The sequence below is a fragment of the Marinobacter sp. E2 genome, assembly GCF_055755345.1.
Map to the genome: position 1 here is coordinate 1,007,763 of NZ_CM146911.1, position 17,825 is coordinate 1,025,587.

Here is a 17,825-nt window from a genome sequence, read left to right on the forward strand (position 1 = left end):
AGGCGTCCTCGATGGATATCGATTTTCCCCTGGTTCTGGTGGTACTGACCTTTGCAACGGGTCTGATCTGGCTGGCGGACAAGCTGTTTCTGCGTGAACGTCGGATGGCGGCTTACCGCGCCAGTGGTGGCACGGCCGTTGACGCGGGCGAGGGCGCCGAGTCCGAGGAGCCCAGGGAGCCCTACCTGGTGGATCTCAGCCGGTCGTTCTTTCCGGTGCTGGCCATTGTTCTGGTGTTGCGATCGTTCCTGGTGGAGCCCTTCCAGATTCCCTCCGGCTCCATGTTGCCGACCCTGGAGGTGGGTGACTTCATCCTGGTGAACAAATACGCCTATGGCCTGAGACTGCCAGTGGTGGGCACCAAGGTGGTCGAGGTTGGCGACCCGCAGCGCGGCGACGTGATGGTGTTCAAGTTTCCGGAAGACGGCGAGACCAACTACATCAAGCGGGTGATCGGCCTGCCCGGTGACCGGATCCGCTACCGCGACAAGCAGTTGTATATCAACGGCGAGCGTGTGGAAACCCGCTTCATTGCCCGGTTGCCACCGGTGGAATTGCGCCGGGAAGACCTGGGCCGGGTGGAGCACGATATCTTCCTCACCCTCGGGCAACCCGGTGGCAGTGGCGAGGGCGAGTGGGTCGTGCCCGAGAACCACTATTTCGTAATGGGTGATAACCGCGACAACAGCAACGACAGCCGCTACTGGGGCACGGTCCCCGATGAAATGGTTGTCGGCAAGGCGTTTGCCATCTGGATGCACTGGAAATCCCTTACCAGTCTGCCATCCTTTGATCGTGTGGGCGGAATCGAGTAACTCGGACTATTCGGAGCGCAGTTGTAATGAAGAAAAGCAATCTTTCCGGCCTCGGCCGTCAGCGCGGTGCGTCGGCCCTGACCATGATGGTCATGGTGCTGTTTTTTGGTGGTCTGCTGACCCTGGTGATCAAGCTCGGTCCGGCCTACCTCGATGACATCACCATTCAGGAGGCGCTGGAAAGTCTCGATGGTACCGAGGGGCTCTCGCAGATGGGACCTGCCCAGGTGCGCACCCTGATCAATAAACGCCTGAGCGTGAATAACGTGCGTGGCTTTGATGCCAAGAATATCTCCGTTGAGAAAAACGGTGAGTTCGTGGTGATCAAGGTGGACTATGAGGTGCGCAATAACCTGTTCAGCAACGTGGACACGGTGGTCCACTTCAAGCACGAATACGAGATGAAGGGCAAGTGAGTTCGCAACCGGATCTGGATCAGCTACAGCGCCGCATTGGCTATCAGTTCAAATCGCCGGAGCGGCTGCTGCTGGCGCTTACCCATCGCAGTTACGGCAACCAGAACAACGAGCGCCTGGAGTTCCTGGGCGATTCCATTGTAAACATGGTGATTGCCGAGTACCTTTTCCTGCACTTTGAAAAAGCCCGAGAGGGGCAGCTGAGCCGCCTGCGCGCCCGCATGGTGAAGGGGGTGACTCTGGCGGAGATCGGGCGGGAGTTTCAGCTCGGCAACTACCTGCGACTGGGCTCCGGTGAGCTGAAGAGCGGCGGGTATCGCCGGGAATCCATCCTGGCCGACGCCGTGGAATCCATCATCGGTGCCATCTACCTGGACAGCGACTTCCACACTTGCCGGGCGCAGGTGTTGCGCTGGTTCGAGCACCGCCTGGAGAAGCTGGATCTGCAGGATACCCAGAAAGACCCGAAAACCCGGCTGCAGGAATACCTTCAGTCCCGACAGTTTCCGCTGCCGCGCTACGATGTGATTTCCGTGGATGGCGAGGCCCACAACCAGACTTTTCACGTGTCCTGTGCGCTCCCTTCCCTGGACCGGAAAACCACCGGCACCGGCAGCAGCCGCCGCGTCGCTGAGCAGCAGGCAGCCCGAAACGCCCTGAAAGAACTGGGCGTGGAGAACCAGTAATGAACGAAATCACCCGTCCGGAGAATCCAGACAGCCGCTGCGGTTTTGTGGCCATTGTGGGCCGCCCCAATGTGGGCAAGTCCACGCTGCTGAATCACATCCTCGGCCAGAAGCTCAGCATCACCTCCCGCAAGCCCCAGACCACGCGCCACCAGGTGCTCGGTATCAAGACCGACGGGCCGGTACAGGCCATCTACGTGGACACGCCGGGTATGCACGAGGAGGAGCCACGGGCCCTGAACCGTTACATGAACAAAGCCGCTACCTCGGCCCTGGTCGACGTCGATGTGGTGGTGTTCGTGGTGGATCAGCTGGCCTGGACCACCGCCGATGAACTGGTGCTGGAGAAACTCAGCCGCCTGACCTGTCCGGTAATCCTGGCGGTCAACAAGGTCGACAAGATTGAAAAGCGGGAAAGCCTGCTGCCGCACCTGGACATGCTGTCCAGGAAGCGTGACTTCGCCGAGATCATCCCGCTGTCGGCGCTGAAAGAGACCAATCTCGAACCCCTGGAAGAGGCTGTGGGCCGCTATCTGCCCGAGAGCATTCACTTCTACCCGGATGACCAGATTACCGATCGCAGCGAACGTTTTCTGGCCTCGGAAATCGTGCGCGAGAAGATCACCCGGCAGTTGGGGGCCGAGTTGCCCTATTCGGTGGCCGTGGAAATCGAGGAATTCAAGCGTCAGGGCAAGACCCTGCACATTTCCGCGCTGATTCTGGTGGAGCGGGAAGGCCAGAAGAAAATCATCATCGGAGACAAGGGTGAGCGCATGCGTCGCATCGGCCAGGAGGCCAGGACCGATATGGAGCGGCTGTTTGACAGCAAGGTCATGCTCCGGCTCTGGGTCAAGGTCAAGCGCGGCTGGGCCGACAGCGACCGGGCCCTCAAGAGCCTGGGCATGAACGACCTCTGAGGCGCTGATGGCGCGGATGAAGGAGCCGCCGTCCCAGGAACCCGCCTATGTTCTGCATCGCCGTCCATGGCGTGAAACCAGTCTGCTGGTGGATGTGTTTACCCTCAACCATGGCCGGATGACGGTGATTGCCCGTGGTGCCAGCAGCGCGAAAAGCCCCCTGAAAGCCCAGTTGCAGCCGTTCCAGCCCCTGATGCTGGACTGGGCCGGTCGGGGCGATCTGAAAACCCTGACCCAGGTGGATGTTCGTCATGGGCCGACGCTGACCCGAACCGTCGCCCTGTACAGTGGCCTCTACCTGAACGAGCTGCTCCAGCGGGTGCTCCCCGTCGCCGATCCGCATCCGACCCTGTTTGCCGCCTACATCGAGGCACTTGAGCAGCTGTCCCAATCCACTGACGTGGAGCCGGTGCTCCGGCATTTCGAACGGGCCTTTGCCAGCGCCCTGGGCTATGACTTTGCCTGGGATCTGGCCACGGATACGGGCCAGCCCGTCGAGCCCGACGGCCAGTATTGTTATGATCCGGAGCAGGGCATAGTTTCGAACCCGGCACCCGGTGTGCGCCTGCAGAACCTTTCCGGGCAGGTGCTGCTGGATCTGGCCGGCGGAGACTTTCGGTCTGAGCCGTGCAGACGCATGGCGAAGCGGGTCATGCGTGTTCTGGTGGACTATCTTCTGCAGGGGCGGCCCCTCAACAGTCGCAGCCTGTTCATGCACCTTCGGGGAGAATCTGATGAATCCTAGAGTATTGCTTGGCGTCAATATCGATCACGTGGCCACCCTCCGTCAGGCCCGCGGGACCCGGTATCCGGATCCGGTGCAGGCGGCCCTGCTGGCTGAGGAAGCCGGAGCGGATGGCATTACTATCCACCCGAGAGAAGACCGTCGGCATATTCAGGATCGGGACGTCCTGCTGCTCAAGGAAGTGCTGCAGACCAAGATGAATCTTGAAATGGCCGTGACCGATGCCATGCTCGCTTTTGCCGAACAGGTGCGCCCGGAATGCGTCTGTCTGGTGCCGGAAAAGCGCGAGGAGCTGACCACCGAGGGTGGTCTGGATGTGGACGGCCAGGAATCCCGGGTGGCCAAGGCGTGTGAACGCCTAGGTCGCATTGGCGCCGAGGTGTCCCTGTTTATCGACCCGGACCCGTTGCAGATTGATGCTGCCGTGCGCTGCGGTGCACCGGTGGTGGAGTTGCACACCGGCGAATACGCTGAGGCCGACACGCCGGAGGCCGCAGACGCCGCCTTCCGGACCATTGCCGAGGCGGTGGCCTATGCCCGAAAGAAAGGGCTGGTGGTGAACGCCGGCCACGGTCTGCACTACCACAACACCGAACGGGTGGCGGCCATTGCAGGGATTAACGAACTCAACATCGGCCACGCCATCATCGCCCGGGCGGTCTTTACCGGCCTCAAGGATGCGGTCCGGGACATGAAGGCGATCCTGGAGCTGGCCCGCAACCGGGCCTGATCGGGCCCGGAACCGGAAAGGTCAGCTGGTCTCGGCTGCCTGGTGGCGCTCGCGGAACAGCTGCTGCCAGTCGGTCTGGTCGCTCCAGATCTGCAGCCGTTCCATGGCGGAGAGCAGCTGATCCTTCTGGTGCTCCAGATCCGCCGCGGAGCATTTGATGGCCGTTTCCAGGCGATTGGCCGAGGCCCGCAATTCCGGCACACCACAGTAACGGGTCGCGCCGTGAAGCTTGTGCACGCACTCAAGCAGTTCGTCCATTCGGTCAGCGCTCCATAATTCCGGAATGCGCTCCCTGTCGACGTGCACCTGCTCCAGCAGCATGCTGAACAGCTCCTCTGCCAGGTCGGCCTTGCCCGCAGCCAGCTGGATGCTCTCGTCAACACTGACGCAATCCTGCTGAAGCTTTCTCGTGGATGGGCGCAGCGCCCGACGGGTGTCGCGAATCTCCGGTACCTGAATCCGGCCGCCGGTAGTGGCACCGGGACATACGTAACCGGTGTACTCGTGAATGATGTCATTCAGTTGGCCGCTGCTGATGGGTTTGGCCATATAGCCGTCAAACCCTTGCCGGGTGAGCCGGTCCTGTTCTTCGGCAAGGGCATGGGCGGTCAACGCGATAATGGGCGTGCGGTGGTTGCCGGTGTCCATTTCCCGAAGCCGCGCGGTAGTTTCAACCCCGTCCATTCCCGGCATCTGCAAATCCATGAACACCAGATCAAACGGCTTCTGTCGTGCCTTGCTGAGAGCCTCGAACCCGCTCGACGCGCCCTCCGCCTCAAGCTGGCAGTCGGCTAGAAGGGTCATGACAAGCTTCAGGTTGGCTTCGTTGTCGTCGACGGCCAGGACCCGTGGCACCGGGCTGCCGGTCAGGCGTTTGCCCGGAATTTCCTGTTCTTCCGGTAGTCGACCGCCCGTGTTGATGCCGTGCACCAGAAGCAGCAGCTCGTCGTACAGCGCGCCACGACACACCGGTTTGGTGAGGTGCCCGCTGGCCAGTCCGGACAGCGGTGTGTCGTGGGTTTCCAGTGTCGGGGTCAGCAGCAGGGTACGGCAATCGCGCTCGATTTCCAGGGTGCGCACCAGCCCGCAGTACTGGCTCGAGTTCAGCAGGTGGCGGGTGATACCGATGATGGCGAGCGCGTAACCGGTCTGGCTCTTCTGGGCTTCCTCTATCTGTTCCTGCAGCGCCCCTGGCGAGGCGACCCGGTCCACCACCATACCCCAGTCACGGAGCAGGTGTTCCACCGCCAGACCGGTGGTTTTCTGCTGTTCGAGGTAGATCACCCGTTCGCCCCGCAAGGCGTCTCTGGGGGCAACCGCCTCGCCTGCGCCGGTAAGTTCGGAGGTGAGTGTGAACCAGAACGTGGAGCCCTTGCCAAGTTCGCTTTCCAGGCCGATCTTGCCCCCCATCTCTTCCACCAGGCGCTTGGAAATGGCCAGGCCGAGGCCGGTGCCGCCGTACTGCCGGGCCGTGGACGCATCGGCCTGGCTGAAGGCATTGAACAGCGACTGCTGCTGTGCCCTGGAGAGGCCCACGCCGGAATCCGAGATGCTCAGGCGCAGGGTAACCTGGTTGGACTCGGCATCTTCTTCCTCCAGGCTGGCCCGGAGCACTACTTCGCCGGTCTGGGTGAACTTGATGGCGTTGTTCACCAGGTTGGTAATGACCTGTTTCACCCGAAGCGGGTCGCCCATGATGTTGTCGGGCACATCGTTGTAGACCAGCGGCACCAGATCCAGGTTCTTGCTGTGGGCCGCCGGGGCCAGCATCACCATCACCTCCTCGACAATATCGCGAAGCTGGAAAGGCACCCGATCGAGGATCAGCTTGCCGGCCTCGATCTTCGAGAAGTCGAGAATATCGTTGATGATGGTCAGCAGTATCTCCGAGGACTTGCGGATGGTGCTCAGGTGGTCCCGCTGCTGCCGGGGCAGGGGGCTTTTGAGCAATAGCTCGGTAAACCCGATGATACCGTTCAGTGGGGTGCGGATCTCGTGGGACATGTTAGCCAGGAACTCGGATTTGATCCGGCTGGCCTCCAGGGCTTCCTTGCGGGCAAAGTCCAGCTCGATGTTCTGGATCTCGATGGTTTCCAGGGTTTCCCGGAGGTCTTCGGTGGCCTGATCGATGTTCTGCTGCATCTCGGCCTGGGCTTTGCTCAGTTCCTCGGCCATGGCGTTGAGGCCGGATTCCAGCTGCTCGAATTCGGGGCCTGCCCCGGTGTAAACCCGGGTATCCAGTTTTCCTTCCTTGAGCTTCGCCACGGCCGCGTTCAGCTCGAACACCGGGTTGGTGAAGGCCCGGCTCAGCCTCAGGGCGATCACCAGGCTGATGATGACGCCGGCGAGCACCAGCAGCAGTGAGATCAGCAGGGCTTTGTAGGTTTCCTTTTCGGTCCGGATGTGGGACATCTCCACCACCACCCAGCCCAGGGGTTCGCGCAGGCTCGACATGGATTGTCGCGCATCCGGGTCCAGCATGTTCTCGATCATCAGATCCTGGAGAAACACCGGTGTGACAAAGCGGGTGCTGTCCTGGCGGGAAACCCGTGTGGCCTGTTCCGCGTTCAGTTCACTTGCCTGGACCGTGTCCGAACTGCCCGGACCAGTGTGCAGCAGGCGCGAGCCGTCACTGCCGAAGAAGGTTATGGAGCGGACATCCTGCTCCTCGAGCAGGGCGTTGGAAAGGCTGCTTAACAGACTCCGGTTGGCGGTGAACAGGCCGTATTCGGAGCCGGCCGCCAGTTGCCGGGAGAGAGATTCGCCCCGATCCCTGAGCAGGCTCTCGATGTTGTTGACCCAGCTGTAGGTAAAGAAAAGTCCCAGCATCAGCGTGGTCAGCAGGGTGGGAACCAGAGTTACCACCAGAACTTTCTTGCGAATGCCCCAACGTCGCATACGGTGTTCCTGAGTCAATGCCTTGCTCCGCACCCGGTGCGGAGTACGTCCCTGTGAAGAATAGTTGATCCGGAGGCGGATAACTGTGGTATCAGTCCCGGCTGCGCCAGATAATGCCGGCGGATATAGCCGCCGGTCATGGATATAGCGAGAAGCTGTATTGGGAGACCGGCGTCATTACGCGTATCATGCGAAGCCAAAAGTGTACCACAGGGTAATCCTATGCATTTTCCCACCATTGAAGATTTTGTTGGCCATACCCCTCTGGTTCGCCTGCAGCGTCTCCCGGGTGACACCAGCAATGTGATTCTGGCCAAACTGGAGGGCAACAACCCGGCCGGCTCGGTGAAGGATCGGCCGGCCATCAGTATGATCCAGGAAGCCGAGCGCCGGGGTGAGATCAAGCCCGGTGACACCCTGATCGAGGCGACCAGCGGCAATACCGGCATCGCCCTGGCCATGGCCGCGGCCATCAAGGGTTACCGGATGGTTCTGATCATGCCCGCCAATATGAGCGAGGAGCGCCGGGCTTCCATGCGGGCCTACGGTGCGGAGATTGTCACGGTGACCAAAGAAGAGGGCATGGAAACCGCCCGTGACCTGGCACTCAAAATGGAAGCCGAGGGCAAGGGCAAAGTACTCGATCAGTTCAGCAACCAGGACAACCCGCTGGCTCACTATCGCACAACGGGTCCGGAGATCTGGGAGCAGACCGGCGGCCGGGTCACCCATTTCGTCAGCTCCATGGGAACCACGGGCACTATTATGGGGGTTTCCAGGTACCTGAAGGAGCGCAACCCTGATATCCGGATTATCGGGCTGCAACCGAAGGAAGGCGCCTCTATTCCCGGCATCCGGCGCTGGCCCGAAGCCTACCTGCCGAAAATCTATGACGCCACCCGGGTGGATCAGGTGCTGGATATCGGCCAGGAAGAGGCCGAAAACACCATGCGCGCCCTGGCCTCTGAAGAGGGAATCTTCTGTGGCGTGTCTTCCGGCGGTTCCATTGCGGCCGCGCTGAAGCTTTCACAGCAGGTTGAAAACGCCATCATCGTGGCCATTATCTGTGACCGTGGCGACCGGTACCTGTCCACCGGTGTGTTTCCCGGCGCCTGAATCCTTTTCAAGAGAACCCAGTATGAGCAGACGACGCAGGAAGGTTCTTCCCAAAGAGCCCGTGCGCTGTGAGATTGAAACACTGAGCCATGATGGCCGTGGTATCGCCCGCCAGGATGGCAAGACTCAGTTCGTTGACGGTGCCCTGCCCGGGGAAACCGTGATGGCCAAGGTGGTCTCCAGCCGCAGCAAATTCGATGAGCTGCGCACCCTGGAGGTGCTGGAGCCGGCTGTAGATCGCCAGACCCCGCCCTGCGAGTTCGCCGACCTGTGTGGTGGCTGTAGCCTGCAGCACATGAGTGGCGATGCGCAGATCCGGTTCAAGGAAAATACCCTGCGTGAGCATTTTGCCCACTTCGGGGGCATTGAGCCGGAGCAGTGGATCGAGCCGCTTCGCTCGGAAAACAGCCTTGGCTATCGCCGCAAGGCGCGTCTGGGCGTGCGTTATGTTAAGGCCCGTGAATCCGTGCTGGTGGGGTTCCGGGAAAAGCGCAACAGCTTCCTGACCGATATCGATCGCTGTGTGGTGCTGGATCCCCGGATCGGTGAGCGCATCCTGCCGTTGCGCAATCTGCTTCATGACCTTGAGGCCTACAGCCGGATTGCCCAGGTGGAAGTGGCCTGTGGTGACGATGTGGCGGTGATGGTGTTCCGTAACATGGACGAGCTGTCGGCAAGCGATCGCGAGAAGCTGATTGCCTTCGGTCAGGCCCATCAATTGCATATTTACCTGCAGCCCAAGGGCCCTGACACCGTCCACCGGATCTGGCCGGAGTCTTCCGGCCCGCAGGACGAGCGACTGAGTTACCGGCTGGACGAGTTCGACCTGACCCTGGCGTTTCATCCCATGGACTTTACCCAGGTCAATGCAGGCATCAACCGGGCCATGGTACACCGGGCCGTGGAATGGCTGGATGTGCAGCCTGAAGACCGCGTGCTCGACCTGTTTTGCGGGCTGGGCAATTTTACCCTGCCGCTGGCCCGCAAAGGTGGCCAGGTAGTGGGCGTTGAGGGCGACGAGACCATGGTGGTCCGGGGTCGTGAAAACGCGGAACTGAACGGTCTGGAGAATGTCACCTTCCACGGCGCTGACCTGCATGGGGATTTTACCGGGCAGAGCTGGGCGAAGGAGGGGTTCGACAAGATCCTGATTGATCCCCCGCGTTCCGGGGCCGAGGACATCTGCAAATACCTGACCGCTTTCGGGGCCAGGCGGATTGTCTACGTTTCCTGCAATCCGGCAACCCTTGCCCGGGACGCCGGCGTTATGGTGCGCAACGGCTACCGATTGAAGAAGGCGGGTGTGATGGACATGTTTCCGCACACCACCCATGTGGAATCGATTGCACTGTTTGAGCGCGACGCTGTCTGACGGGCTTGCTGAGAGGATAACGGCCAGTCAGGGATGGCTGAGCAAACCATCAGGAACAACAAGACTGATATGGTAAAAGTTCGAGAAGACTACGCGATGACCGGCGATGGCCAGGTGGACATTGAGGGCTGGGTAAACCAGATTGCCTCGCAAACCCACCTGGACAACCCGGACCAGTTTCGTCGCGCCTGCGAGAAGGCGGCCGAGATTGACCTGCAGGCGTTTCGGGAGGATCGCCTCTGGGCACCCGGGTCCAGCAGCTTCCGCATTGGCATTGAAATGGCCCAGGTGCTGGCCGAGCTGCACCTTGATCAGGCCAGCCTGGTGGCTGCCATCCTTTACCGCGCCGTACGGGAAGAGCGGGTGCCCCTGGAGGAGATACGCAAGGCGTTCGGTGACGAGGTGGCCGGCCTGATCAACGGCGTCCAGCAGATGGCGGCGATATCCTCCATCCATCATCCTCTCAAGGGCAACGTGTTGGGGCAGAGCGAGGGCCAACTGGACAACGTCCGCAAGATGCTCGTGACCATGATCGACGACGTCCGGGTTGCCCTGATCAAGCTTGCCGAACGTACCTGCGCCATCCGGGCGGTGAAGAACGCCCCGGAAGAAAAGCGCATGCGCGTGGCCCGGGAAGTCTTCGATATCTACGCGCCGCTGGCACACCGCCTGGGCATTGGCCACATCAAGTGGGAGCTGGAGGATCTCTCGTTCCGTTACCTGCACGACTCGGCCTACAAGAAAATTGCCAAGCTGCTCGATGAGAAGCGCCTCGACCGGGACAGCTACATCAAGCGCGTCATCGAAACCCTGCAGACCGAACTGAAGGCCTATGGCATTGAGGCAGAGCTTACCGGTCGGGCCAAACATATCTACAGTATCTGGCGGAAGATGCGGCGCAAGGGTATCGACTTCTCCCAGGTCTACGATGTGCGTGCCGTTCGCATCCTGGTACCCGAAGTACGCGACTGCTACGCCGCCCTGGGTATCGTGCATACGCTCTGGCGCCACATTCCCAATGAGTTTGACGACTACATCGCCAACCCCAAGGAAAACGGTTACCAGTCCCTGCACACCGCCGTGATCGGGCCCGAGGGCAAGGTCATGGAAGTGCAGATCCGCACCCACAAGATGCACGAGGAAGCGGAGCTGGGGGTCTGTGCCCACTGGCTCTACAAGGGCACGGACAAGGGCAACAAGTCCACCGGGTACGATGCCAAGATCAACTGGCTGCGCCAGGTTCTGGAATGGCAGGAAGAACTGGGGGACCTGTCCGGGTTGGCGGACCATCTTAAATCCGACGTGGCCTCCGACAGGGTCTATGTGTTCACCCCCGAGGGGCATGTGGTGGACCTGCCCCAGGGCGCCACCCCGGTGGATTTCGCCTACCGGGTCCACACCGAGATTGGTCACGCCTGCCGTGGCGCGCGGGTGAATAGTCGCATCGTGCCGCTGACCTACCCCCTGAAAACCGGCGACCAGGTGTTTATCCTGACCTCCAACAACCCGGCGCCCAGCCGCGACTGGCTGAACCCTAGCCTGGGCTACATCCAGACCTCCCGGGCCCGGGCCAAGGTGACCCACTGGTTCAAGCAACAGGATCGTGGTCGCAATATCTCTGACGGCCGGGCCATTCTGGAAGACGAGTTCAAGCGCCTGTCACTGTATGACGTGGATCTGGGAGAGCTGGCGGAGAAGGTGAATTATCACAGCGCCGAGGACATGTTTGCCGCGATTGGCGCCGGTGATCTTCGCCCCACCCACGTGGCCAACGTGGCCCAGCAGATGCTGGAGCCCAAGTCCGAGCAGCTGGATCTCAAGCTGACGACGGCGCGGCGTAAGCCCTACGATACCGAATCGGATATCCAGATTGTCGGTGTCGGCAAGTTGAAAACCCAGGTGGCGAAGTGCTGCAAACCCCTGCCCGGTGACGCCATCGGTGGTTACATCACAGTGGGACGGGGAGTGACGGTGCACCGCCAGGACTGTCTCACGTTCCTGAATCTGCGCGAGTTTGAGCCCAACCGTATTATCGAGGTGAGCTGGGGTGGTCGGCCAGCGGCGGTCTATCCGGTGGATATCGAGATAGAAGCCTACGACCGGTCTGGCCTGCTGCGGGACATTACCCAGGTGCTGTCGTCCTCCAAGAGTGATGTGCTGGCGCTGAATACCCTCAGCAACAAGGACGAGAACACCGCCACCATGACGGTCACCGTGGAGATTTCCAGTCTGGAGCAACTGGCGCGGCTGCTGGCGCAGATCCGCAACCTGCCCAATATTATCGACGTAAGGCGAAAGCGGGGATGAGATACACCATCGAGGACCTGAAAACGCTGATGGCGCGCCTGCGGGACCCGGAGACCGGGTGCCCCTGGGACACCAAACAGTCCTACCGGACCATCGTGCCCCACACCCTGGAAGAAGCCTACGAAGTGGCGGACGCCATTGAGCGGGAAGACTATCCGCACCTGAAGGACGAGCTGGGTGATCTGCTGTTCCAGGTGATCTTCTATGCCCAGCTGGGTCGGGAGGATGGCCACTTCGATTTTGATGGTGTGGTGGACCATCTGGTGCGCAAGCTGGTGCGCCGGCACCCCCACGTTTTTCCAGAGGGAACCCTGGACAGCCGGATCGACCCGGATAACCGGCCCGATGAAGCCTGGATCAAGGAAAGCTGGGAAAGGATCAAGGCGGAGGAACGGGCCATGAAGCCGGCTCCGGATGCCGAGGCGGCTACCAGTCGGCTGGATGGCATTGCCCGAACCCTGCCGGCCATGGCCCGGGCCGAGAAGCTCCAGAAGCGGGCGGCTCGCCACGGCTTTGACTGGCCCGAGATCGGCCCCGTGTTCGACAAGCTGCACGAGGAAATCGACGAGCTCAAGGAGGCGTGGCAGGCGGCGCAGGCCGGAAGCGGCGATCCGGATGCCGTTGAAGACGAATTGGGCGACCTGCTGTTTGTCTGCGTCAATCTGGCACGGTTCATGAAGGTGAATCCTGAGCAGGCCCTGAATCGCACCAACCACAAGTTCGATGCCCGCTTCCGGGCCATTGAACAAGTGCTGGAGCGGGAGGGGCGTGACATGGACGAAGAATCGCTCGAGGCGCTGGATGCCGTCTGGCAGGCGGTCAAGGGTGTCGAGCGGGAGGGCGGGGGCCGCCCGTGACGGCGGTCCGGTAAGTACAATCCGTTACCAATTTCCTTGCCCCCGGACCGACGGCTTCGTCTACACTTCCGGAAACGGATGCACAGATGCAGTGCGCCGTACGCCAGCGAAAAGATGCAGGAGTGAAGGCACCATGAAGATCAAAGATCTGGTCAACTACTGGGACAAGCATGCACGCGGTCGGCTTACCCGAGACGCCTATTTCATGGCGTTGTCTGACCAGCATCACAAGCGCCTGGAAAAGCTTGCAGCACTCTACCCGATGAAATCGCCGCAGGATCTGATGCGCGATCTTATCTCTGCCGCACTGGACGAAATGGAAACCAGCTTTCCCTACGTTCAGGGCACCAAAGTAGTGGCCTACGACGAAGACGGCTTCGAGATCTATGAGGACCAGGGGCTGACACCGAAGTTTGTCAGCCTGAGCCAGAAGCACATCCAGCGGCTCAAGGCCCGGCAGTTGGAGTCGGTGGCCTGACGGGCAGGGGACTGCCCGTCACCGCTTACTTGTCTTTCCCTTCCAGTTTGTCCTTCAGCGGGCTCTGGCGAACGAGATCGTCCAGGGCCGCGCCAATCATGTCGTTCAGGATATCGCTCTCGCTGCGGTCGGGGTAGAGCTCGGCCAGCGCTGCAACCCGTGCTGCATCTTCCAGGGGCAGGCGTAGATTGTAGTCGTGGGTGCGCTCCACAGGCTCTTTTTGCTTTTCCCAGTGTTTGGGCAGATCGGTCACCTTCATGATGGCTCCTTACGGCTACTCGCGGCTACAGGCTTGAATCGCCAATAGACTTTCTCGTCGTTTCCTTAGTATCGTAAGTTTACTTTGCCTCCGTCAATTCAAAAGGACGTCAATGTGACTGAGCTACACCCCGATCTGCGAGAGAATGTCCGAATGCTGGGCGAGCTTCTGGGCCAGAGTATCCGCGGCTATCCAGGGCAGGAGTGCTACGAACTGATCGAGGAGATCCGGGCCGCCGCCAAGGCAGACCGGCGCCAGGAGAGCGGCTCCGGGCAGCGGCTGGTCAACCTTCTGGGCAAGCTCAGCGACGACGAACTTCTCCCGGTGACCCGGGCGTTCAACCAGTTCCTGAACCTGGCGAATCTGGCCGAACAGTACCACGGCATTCGCCGAAAACGTGGTCATCAGTCCGACCTGATGGTGGAATCCCTGGGGGAAGTGTTCGGGCGTCTGAAATCGGGCGGCATCAGTGCCGAGGAGCTGCACCGCCGGGTCTCTGATCTGCGGATTGAATTCGTGCTGACCGCGCACCCCACCGAAGTGGCCCGTCGGACCCTGATCATGAAGTACGACGAGATGTCCGATTGCCTGGCCAGGCTGGACCATGAGGACCTGATGCCGGCTGAGCGTGACGAGGTGGTCGACCGGCTGGCCCAGCTGGTGACCGAGGCCTGGCACACCGACGAAATCCGGCACGAACGGCCAACGGCGGTGGATGAGGCCAAATGGGGCTTTGCGGTGATCGAAAACAGCCTCTGGCAGGCCCTGCCGCAGTTTCTGCGCAGCCTGGATCTCTCCCTGGAGGAAGCCACCGGCAGCGGGTTACCCCTGGGGGCATCGCCCATCCGTATTGCCTCCTGGATGGGGGGCGACCGGGATGGTAACCCCAATGTGACCCATCAGGTAACCGAGCGGGTGTTTCTGCTCGGGCGCTGGATGGCGGCGGACCTGTACCTGCGCGATATCCAGGCCCTGCGGGCTGAGCTGTCCATGTGGCAGGCCAGCGATGAACTCAGGGCGGTCGTTGGCGATGCCCGGGAGCCCTATCGCCAGGTACTGGCAGACCTCCGCGAACGCCTGATTCGCACCCGGGACTGGGCCGAAGCCAGTGTCAATGGCGAATCCGCCGACGCCTCCGGCATCCTGTTCGAGAACGAGGACTTCACCGGGCCCCTGGAGCTGTGCTATCGCTCCCTGGTGGAGTGCGGCCTGGAGACCATTGCCAACGGACCGCTTCTGGACACCATTCGCCGGGCCCACACCTTCGGTCTGCCGCTTATACGCCTGGATATCCGTCAGGAGGCCTCGCGGCACGCGGAGGCAGTGGCGGAAATGGTCAATTACCTTGGGCTCGGGGATTACCTGTCCTGGTCGGAGGCGGATCGTCAGGCTTTCCTGGTGAAGGAACTTCAGGGGCGGCGGCCGCTTGTGCCGCGCAACTGGGAGCCGTCTGATCCGGTTCGGGAGGTACTGGCCACCTGCGAAGTGGTTGCCCGACAGACCCCCGAAGCGCTGGGCTCCTACGTGATCTCCATGGCCAGCAAGCCCTCGGATGTGCTCAGCGTGATCCTGCTGCTGCGCGAATCGGGCATGAAATTCCCGATGCGGGTCGTGCCTCTGTTTGAAACCCTGGATGACCTGCGCGGTGCACCGGGCAGCATGGCTGCCCTGTACGAGGTTGAATGGTACCGGGAGTACTGCCAGGGCCGTCAGGAAGTGATGATTGGCTACTCGGACTCGTCCAAGGACGCTGGCCAGTTGATGGCCGCCTGGGCGCAATACCAGGCGCAGGAGGAGCTGACCCGGGTGGCCAGCGAATATGGCGTGCACCTGACCCTGTTCCACGGCCGCGGCGGCACCGTGGGTCGCGGGGGTGGGCCGGCCAACCGCGCCATCCTGTCCCAGCCGCCGGGGTCGGTGAACGGCAGCTTCCGGATCACCGAGCAGGGCGAGATGATCCGGTTCAAATTCGGTCTGCCCCGGCTTGCGGTCCAGAGCCTGACCCTCTACACCACGGCAGTTATTGAAGCCACCCTGGCACCCCCTCCGAAGCCCGAGGACAGCTGGCGGGAAACCATGGACTGGCTCACCGAGCGGTCCCTGAAGGCCTACCGTGATGTGGTGCGGGAGAACCCGGACTTCGTGCCCTATTTCCGGCAGGTAACGCCGGAGCAGGCCCTGGGCAAGCTGGCCCTGGGCAGCCGTCCGGCCCGCCGCAAGGCCACCGGCGGCGTGGAGAGCCTGCGCGCGATCCCCTGGATCTTTGCCTGGACCCAGATGCGGTTGATGTTGCCCAGCTGGCTGGGCAGTGATGTGGCGCTGGAAGAGGCGGCAAGGGATAACCGGCTGCCGGTGCTGCGGCAAATGATGCAGGGCTGGCCGTTTTTCCGAACCTATGTGGACATGCTGGAAATGGTTCTCGCCAAGGCCGACCTGCGGATTGCCAGCTACTATGAACAGACACTGCTGGATGATGACCGGCTCACGTCCCTTGGTGAGAGCCTGAGGGTTCGCCTGCAGGGTTGTATTCAGCGGTTGCTTGAACTCAAGGAGCAGAACGAGCTGCTCGAGGATGAGCCGGTGTTCGCTCATTCCATGAAAGTGCGTAACCCCTATACGGACCCACTTCATTATCTGCAGGCGGAGTTGCTCCGCAGGGACCGCGAGAGCGAGGGCAAGGGCGAGGTGCCCGAGCTGGTCGAGCGGGCTCTGAAGGTGACCATGGCCGGTATTGCCGCGGGCATGCGCAACACCGGCTGAGTATTGACAGCAGGGGCCGGAGGAACCGGCCATTGATCATTATTTGACAGGAGCAGGGTGTGGCACTGGCAGCGCGTTTAGATCATTTCTTTGCCCGCAAGGGGCTCAACTACCGGGAGCTGCCGATCGATCAGGTCACCAGCCTCGACGCCGCTGTCATTGCCTCCGGGCTGAGCCAGGAGAAGATCATCCGGGCAACCCTGCTGATCGACATCAGTGGCGTGGTCATGGCCGTGCACCGGTTTGACAGTTCCCTCGATCCCGATGCGGTTCAACAACTGACTGGCCGACGCCTGCAACCCCTGACCGCCCGCCAGACCATGCGCCTGTTCGGGGACTGCGACCCGGGTTTCACGCCGCCGATCGGGCAGGCCTATGACCTGGCTGTTATTGTTGATGAAGATGTCCTGCAGGCGGAAACTGTGGTTTTCACCAGTGGCACAGACCATTCCCTGGTGGAAATGACGGGCCGTGACTTCCGGCTGGCGCTCGCTGGCGCCCGAGAAGGCCACCTGGTGATTCGGGGCCCGGGCAATGGTGCCCGGGAAGCACTGACTCTGGAAGAGGTGGCCGACAAGCTGCAGCGGCTGTATCGCTTGCCGCCGATGCCGGCACTGGCCCTTCGTATCCTGAGGCTGACGGCCAATACCGACGCTACAGCCCGGGAACTGGCCGAGCTGATCGAGTTCGACCCGAGCCTGACCGCTCAGGTCATGCGTTACGCCCGGTCGGCGCTGTTCAACTATCCCGGCCAGATTCATTCGGTACAGGAAGCGGTTACCCGGGTTCTGGGATTTGACCGGGTGGCCCACATTGCATTGGGTATTGCCTCGGTGCGCGCCTTTGATGTGCCCCGCAAGGGCATGCTGGGGATGGACAGTTTCTGGCGCCATTCCCTGTATTGTGCGTTCCTGTGCCAGAGTATTGCGCCGCGCTGTGGCGCCGACAAGGGGCTTGCCTACCTGTGTGGCCTGCTGCACAACTTCGGGTTGTTGCTGGTGGGCCACCTGTTCCCCGCCGAGTTCGACGAACTCAACCAGCTCCGGGAGGCCAATCCCGAGGCCAGCATGCACTCCCTGGAGCAACAGGTGTTCGGTTCGGGTAACGGTCAGGAAATCCTGTCGGTGGGGCACGGCGCCATCGGCGGCATACTACATCGTCTCTGGCAGCTTCCGGATCCGGTGGTCAAGGCCGCGGGTGTCCATCAGCAGCCCGGTTATCACGGTGAGCACGAGCACTATGTGGTGATGGTGCAACTTGCCAATGCCCTGCTCAAGGAACGGGGCATTGGTGACGAGTTCAATCCGGACGATGTTCCCGCCATGTTGGACCAGTTGGGGCTGGGGCCGGACATCATCGGGGATCTTACCGCCGATATGGACCGCGTGGCGCCCGACCTGGACGCACTGGCCAACTCCCTGTCATCCTGACGATCAGCCCTGACCTGCCTCCCGATGCGTCCTTTCGGT

General features: G+C 61.5%; 15 protein-coding genes. 13 read left to right on the forward strand and 2 right to left on the reverse strand.

The window, feature by feature from the left end; genetic code table 11:
• The first annotated feature begins 11 nt into the window (after window positions 1–11).
• Genes lepB through pdxJ form a run of 6 tightly spaced genes read left to right on the forward strand, consistent with a single transcriptional unit; the run spans window position 12 to window position 4,309 of the window.
• A complete protein-coding gene (lepB, locus tag AC0J1C_RS04580) occupies window positions 12–815 on the forward strand; it encodes a signal peptidase I (protein WP_375193062.1) in 804 nt (267 codons plus the stop codon).
• Window positions 816–841: 26 nt separating this feature from the next.
• Window positions 842–1,231 (forward strand): DUF4845 domain-containing protein, encoded by a 390-nt coding sequence (locus AC0J1C_RS04585; protein ID WP_473045785.1) that lies wholly within the window; start codon window positions 842–844, stop codon window positions 1,229–1,231.
• Window positions 1,228–1,917, forward strand: coding sequence for a ribonuclease III (rnc, locus tag AC0J1C_RS04590; RefSeq protein ID WP_091991523.1), 690 nt, complete (start codon window positions 1,228–1,230; stop codon window positions 1,915–1,917). Before AC0J1C_RS04585 ends, rnc begins: the two co-directional genes overlap by 4 nt.
• Entirely contained in the window at window positions 1,917–2,834 is a 918-nt protein-coding gene (gene era / locus AC0J1C_RS04595; RefSeq protein WP_473045786.1) for a GTPase Era, read from the forward strand. Before rnc ends, era begins: the two co-directional genes overlap by 1 nt.
• Window positions 2,835–2,850: 16 nt before the next feature.
• Window positions 2,851–3,579 carry a DNA repair protein RecO gene (gene recO, locus AC0J1C_RS04600; protein ID WP_375193077.1) on the forward strand — a complete coding sequence of 243 codons (729 nt, stop codon included), beginning with the start codon at window positions 2,851–2,853 and terminating at the stop codon, window positions 3,577–3,579.
• Window positions 3,569–4,309, forward strand: a complete 741-nt coding sequence (gene pdxJ, locus AC0J1C_RS04605; RefSeq protein ID WP_473045787.1) for a pyridoxine 5'-phosphate synthase — start codon at window positions 3,569–3,571, stop codon at window positions 4,307–4,309. The genes recO and pdxJ overlap by 11 nt, the downstream gene beginning before the upstream one ends.
• Before the next feature lie 21 nt (window positions 4,310–4,330).
• Here the strand turns inward: pdxJ and AC0J1C_RS04610 are convergent, their stop codons facing one another.
• A complete protein-coding gene (locus tag AC0J1C_RS04610) occupies window positions 4,331–7,207 on the reverse strand; it encodes an ATP-binding protein (RefSeq protein ID WP_473045788.1) in 2,877 nt (958 codons plus the stop codon).
• A gap of 222 nt (window positions 7,208–7,429) precedes the next feature.
• On the opposite strand from AC0J1C_RS04610, the gene cysM reads away from it, so the two are divergent.
• From cysM to AC0J1C_RS04635, 5 genes are all read left to right on the forward strand, one after another.
• The gene (gene cysM / locus AC0J1C_RS04615) at window positions 7,430–8,323 is read left to right on the forward strand and encodes a cysteine synthase CysM (RefSeq protein ID WP_091991514.1); all 894 of its coding nucleotides are present in this window, start codon (window positions 7,430–7,432) and stop codon (window positions 8,321–8,323) included.
• 22 nt (window positions 8,324–8,345) lie between these two features.
• Window positions 8,346–9,695 (forward strand): 23S rRNA (uracil(1939)-C(5))-methyltransferase RlmD, encoded by a 1,350-nt coding sequence (gene rlmD / locus AC0J1C_RS04620; RefSeq protein WP_473045790.1) that lies wholly within the window; start codon window positions 8,346–8,348, stop codon window positions 9,693–9,695.
• Between the two features lie 69 nt (window positions 9,696–9,764).
• Complete coding sequence (relA, locus tag AC0J1C_RS04625; protein ID WP_375193056.1) at window positions 9,765–12,002, forward strand: GTP diphosphokinase; 2,238 nt, start codon at window positions 9,765–9,767, stop codon at window positions 12,000–12,002.
• Window positions 11,999–12,859: a nucleoside triphosphate pyrophosphohydrolase gene (gene mazG, locus AC0J1C_RS04630; RefSeq protein ID WP_473045791.1), complete on the forward strand. Its 861-nt coding sequence runs from the start codon at window positions 11,999–12,001 to the stop codon at window positions 12,857–12,859. The genes relA and mazG overlap by 4 nt, the downstream gene beginning before the upstream one ends.
• A 133-nt stretch (window positions 12,860–12,992) precedes the next feature.
• A complete protein-coding gene (locus AC0J1C_RS04635) occupies window positions 12,993–13,337 on the forward strand; it encodes a hypothetical protein (RefSeq protein ID WP_008176163.1) in 345 nt (114 codons plus the stop codon).
• Window positions 13,338–13,362: 25 nt separating this feature from the next.
• On the opposite strand, the gene AC0J1C_RS04640 is transcribed toward AC0J1C_RS04635, so the two are convergent.
• Complete coding sequence (locus AC0J1C_RS04640) at window positions 13,363–13,596, reverse strand: hypothetical protein (RefSeq protein WP_091991508.1); 234 nt, start codon at window positions 13,594–13,596, stop codon at window positions 13,363–13,365.
• Window positions 13,597–13,710: 114 nt separating this feature from the next.
• Here AC0J1C_RS04640 and ppc point away from each other — a divergent pair, with 114 nt between their 5' ends.
• Both ppc and AC0J1C_RS04650 read left to right on the forward strand, forming a co-directional pair.
• Window positions 13,711–16,356, forward strand: a complete 2,646-nt coding sequence (ppc, locus tag AC0J1C_RS04645; RefSeq protein WP_473045792.1) for a phosphoenolpyruvate carboxylase — start codon at window positions 13,711–13,713, stop codon at window positions 16,354–16,356.
• A 59-nt stretch (window positions 16,357–16,415) separates the two neighbouring features.
• Complete coding sequence (locus tag AC0J1C_RS04650; protein WP_473045793.1) at window positions 16,416–17,786, forward strand: HDOD domain-containing protein; 1,371 nt, start codon at window positions 16,416–16,418, stop codon at window positions 17,784–17,786.
• Window positions 17,787–17,825 lie beyond the last annotated feature (39 nt).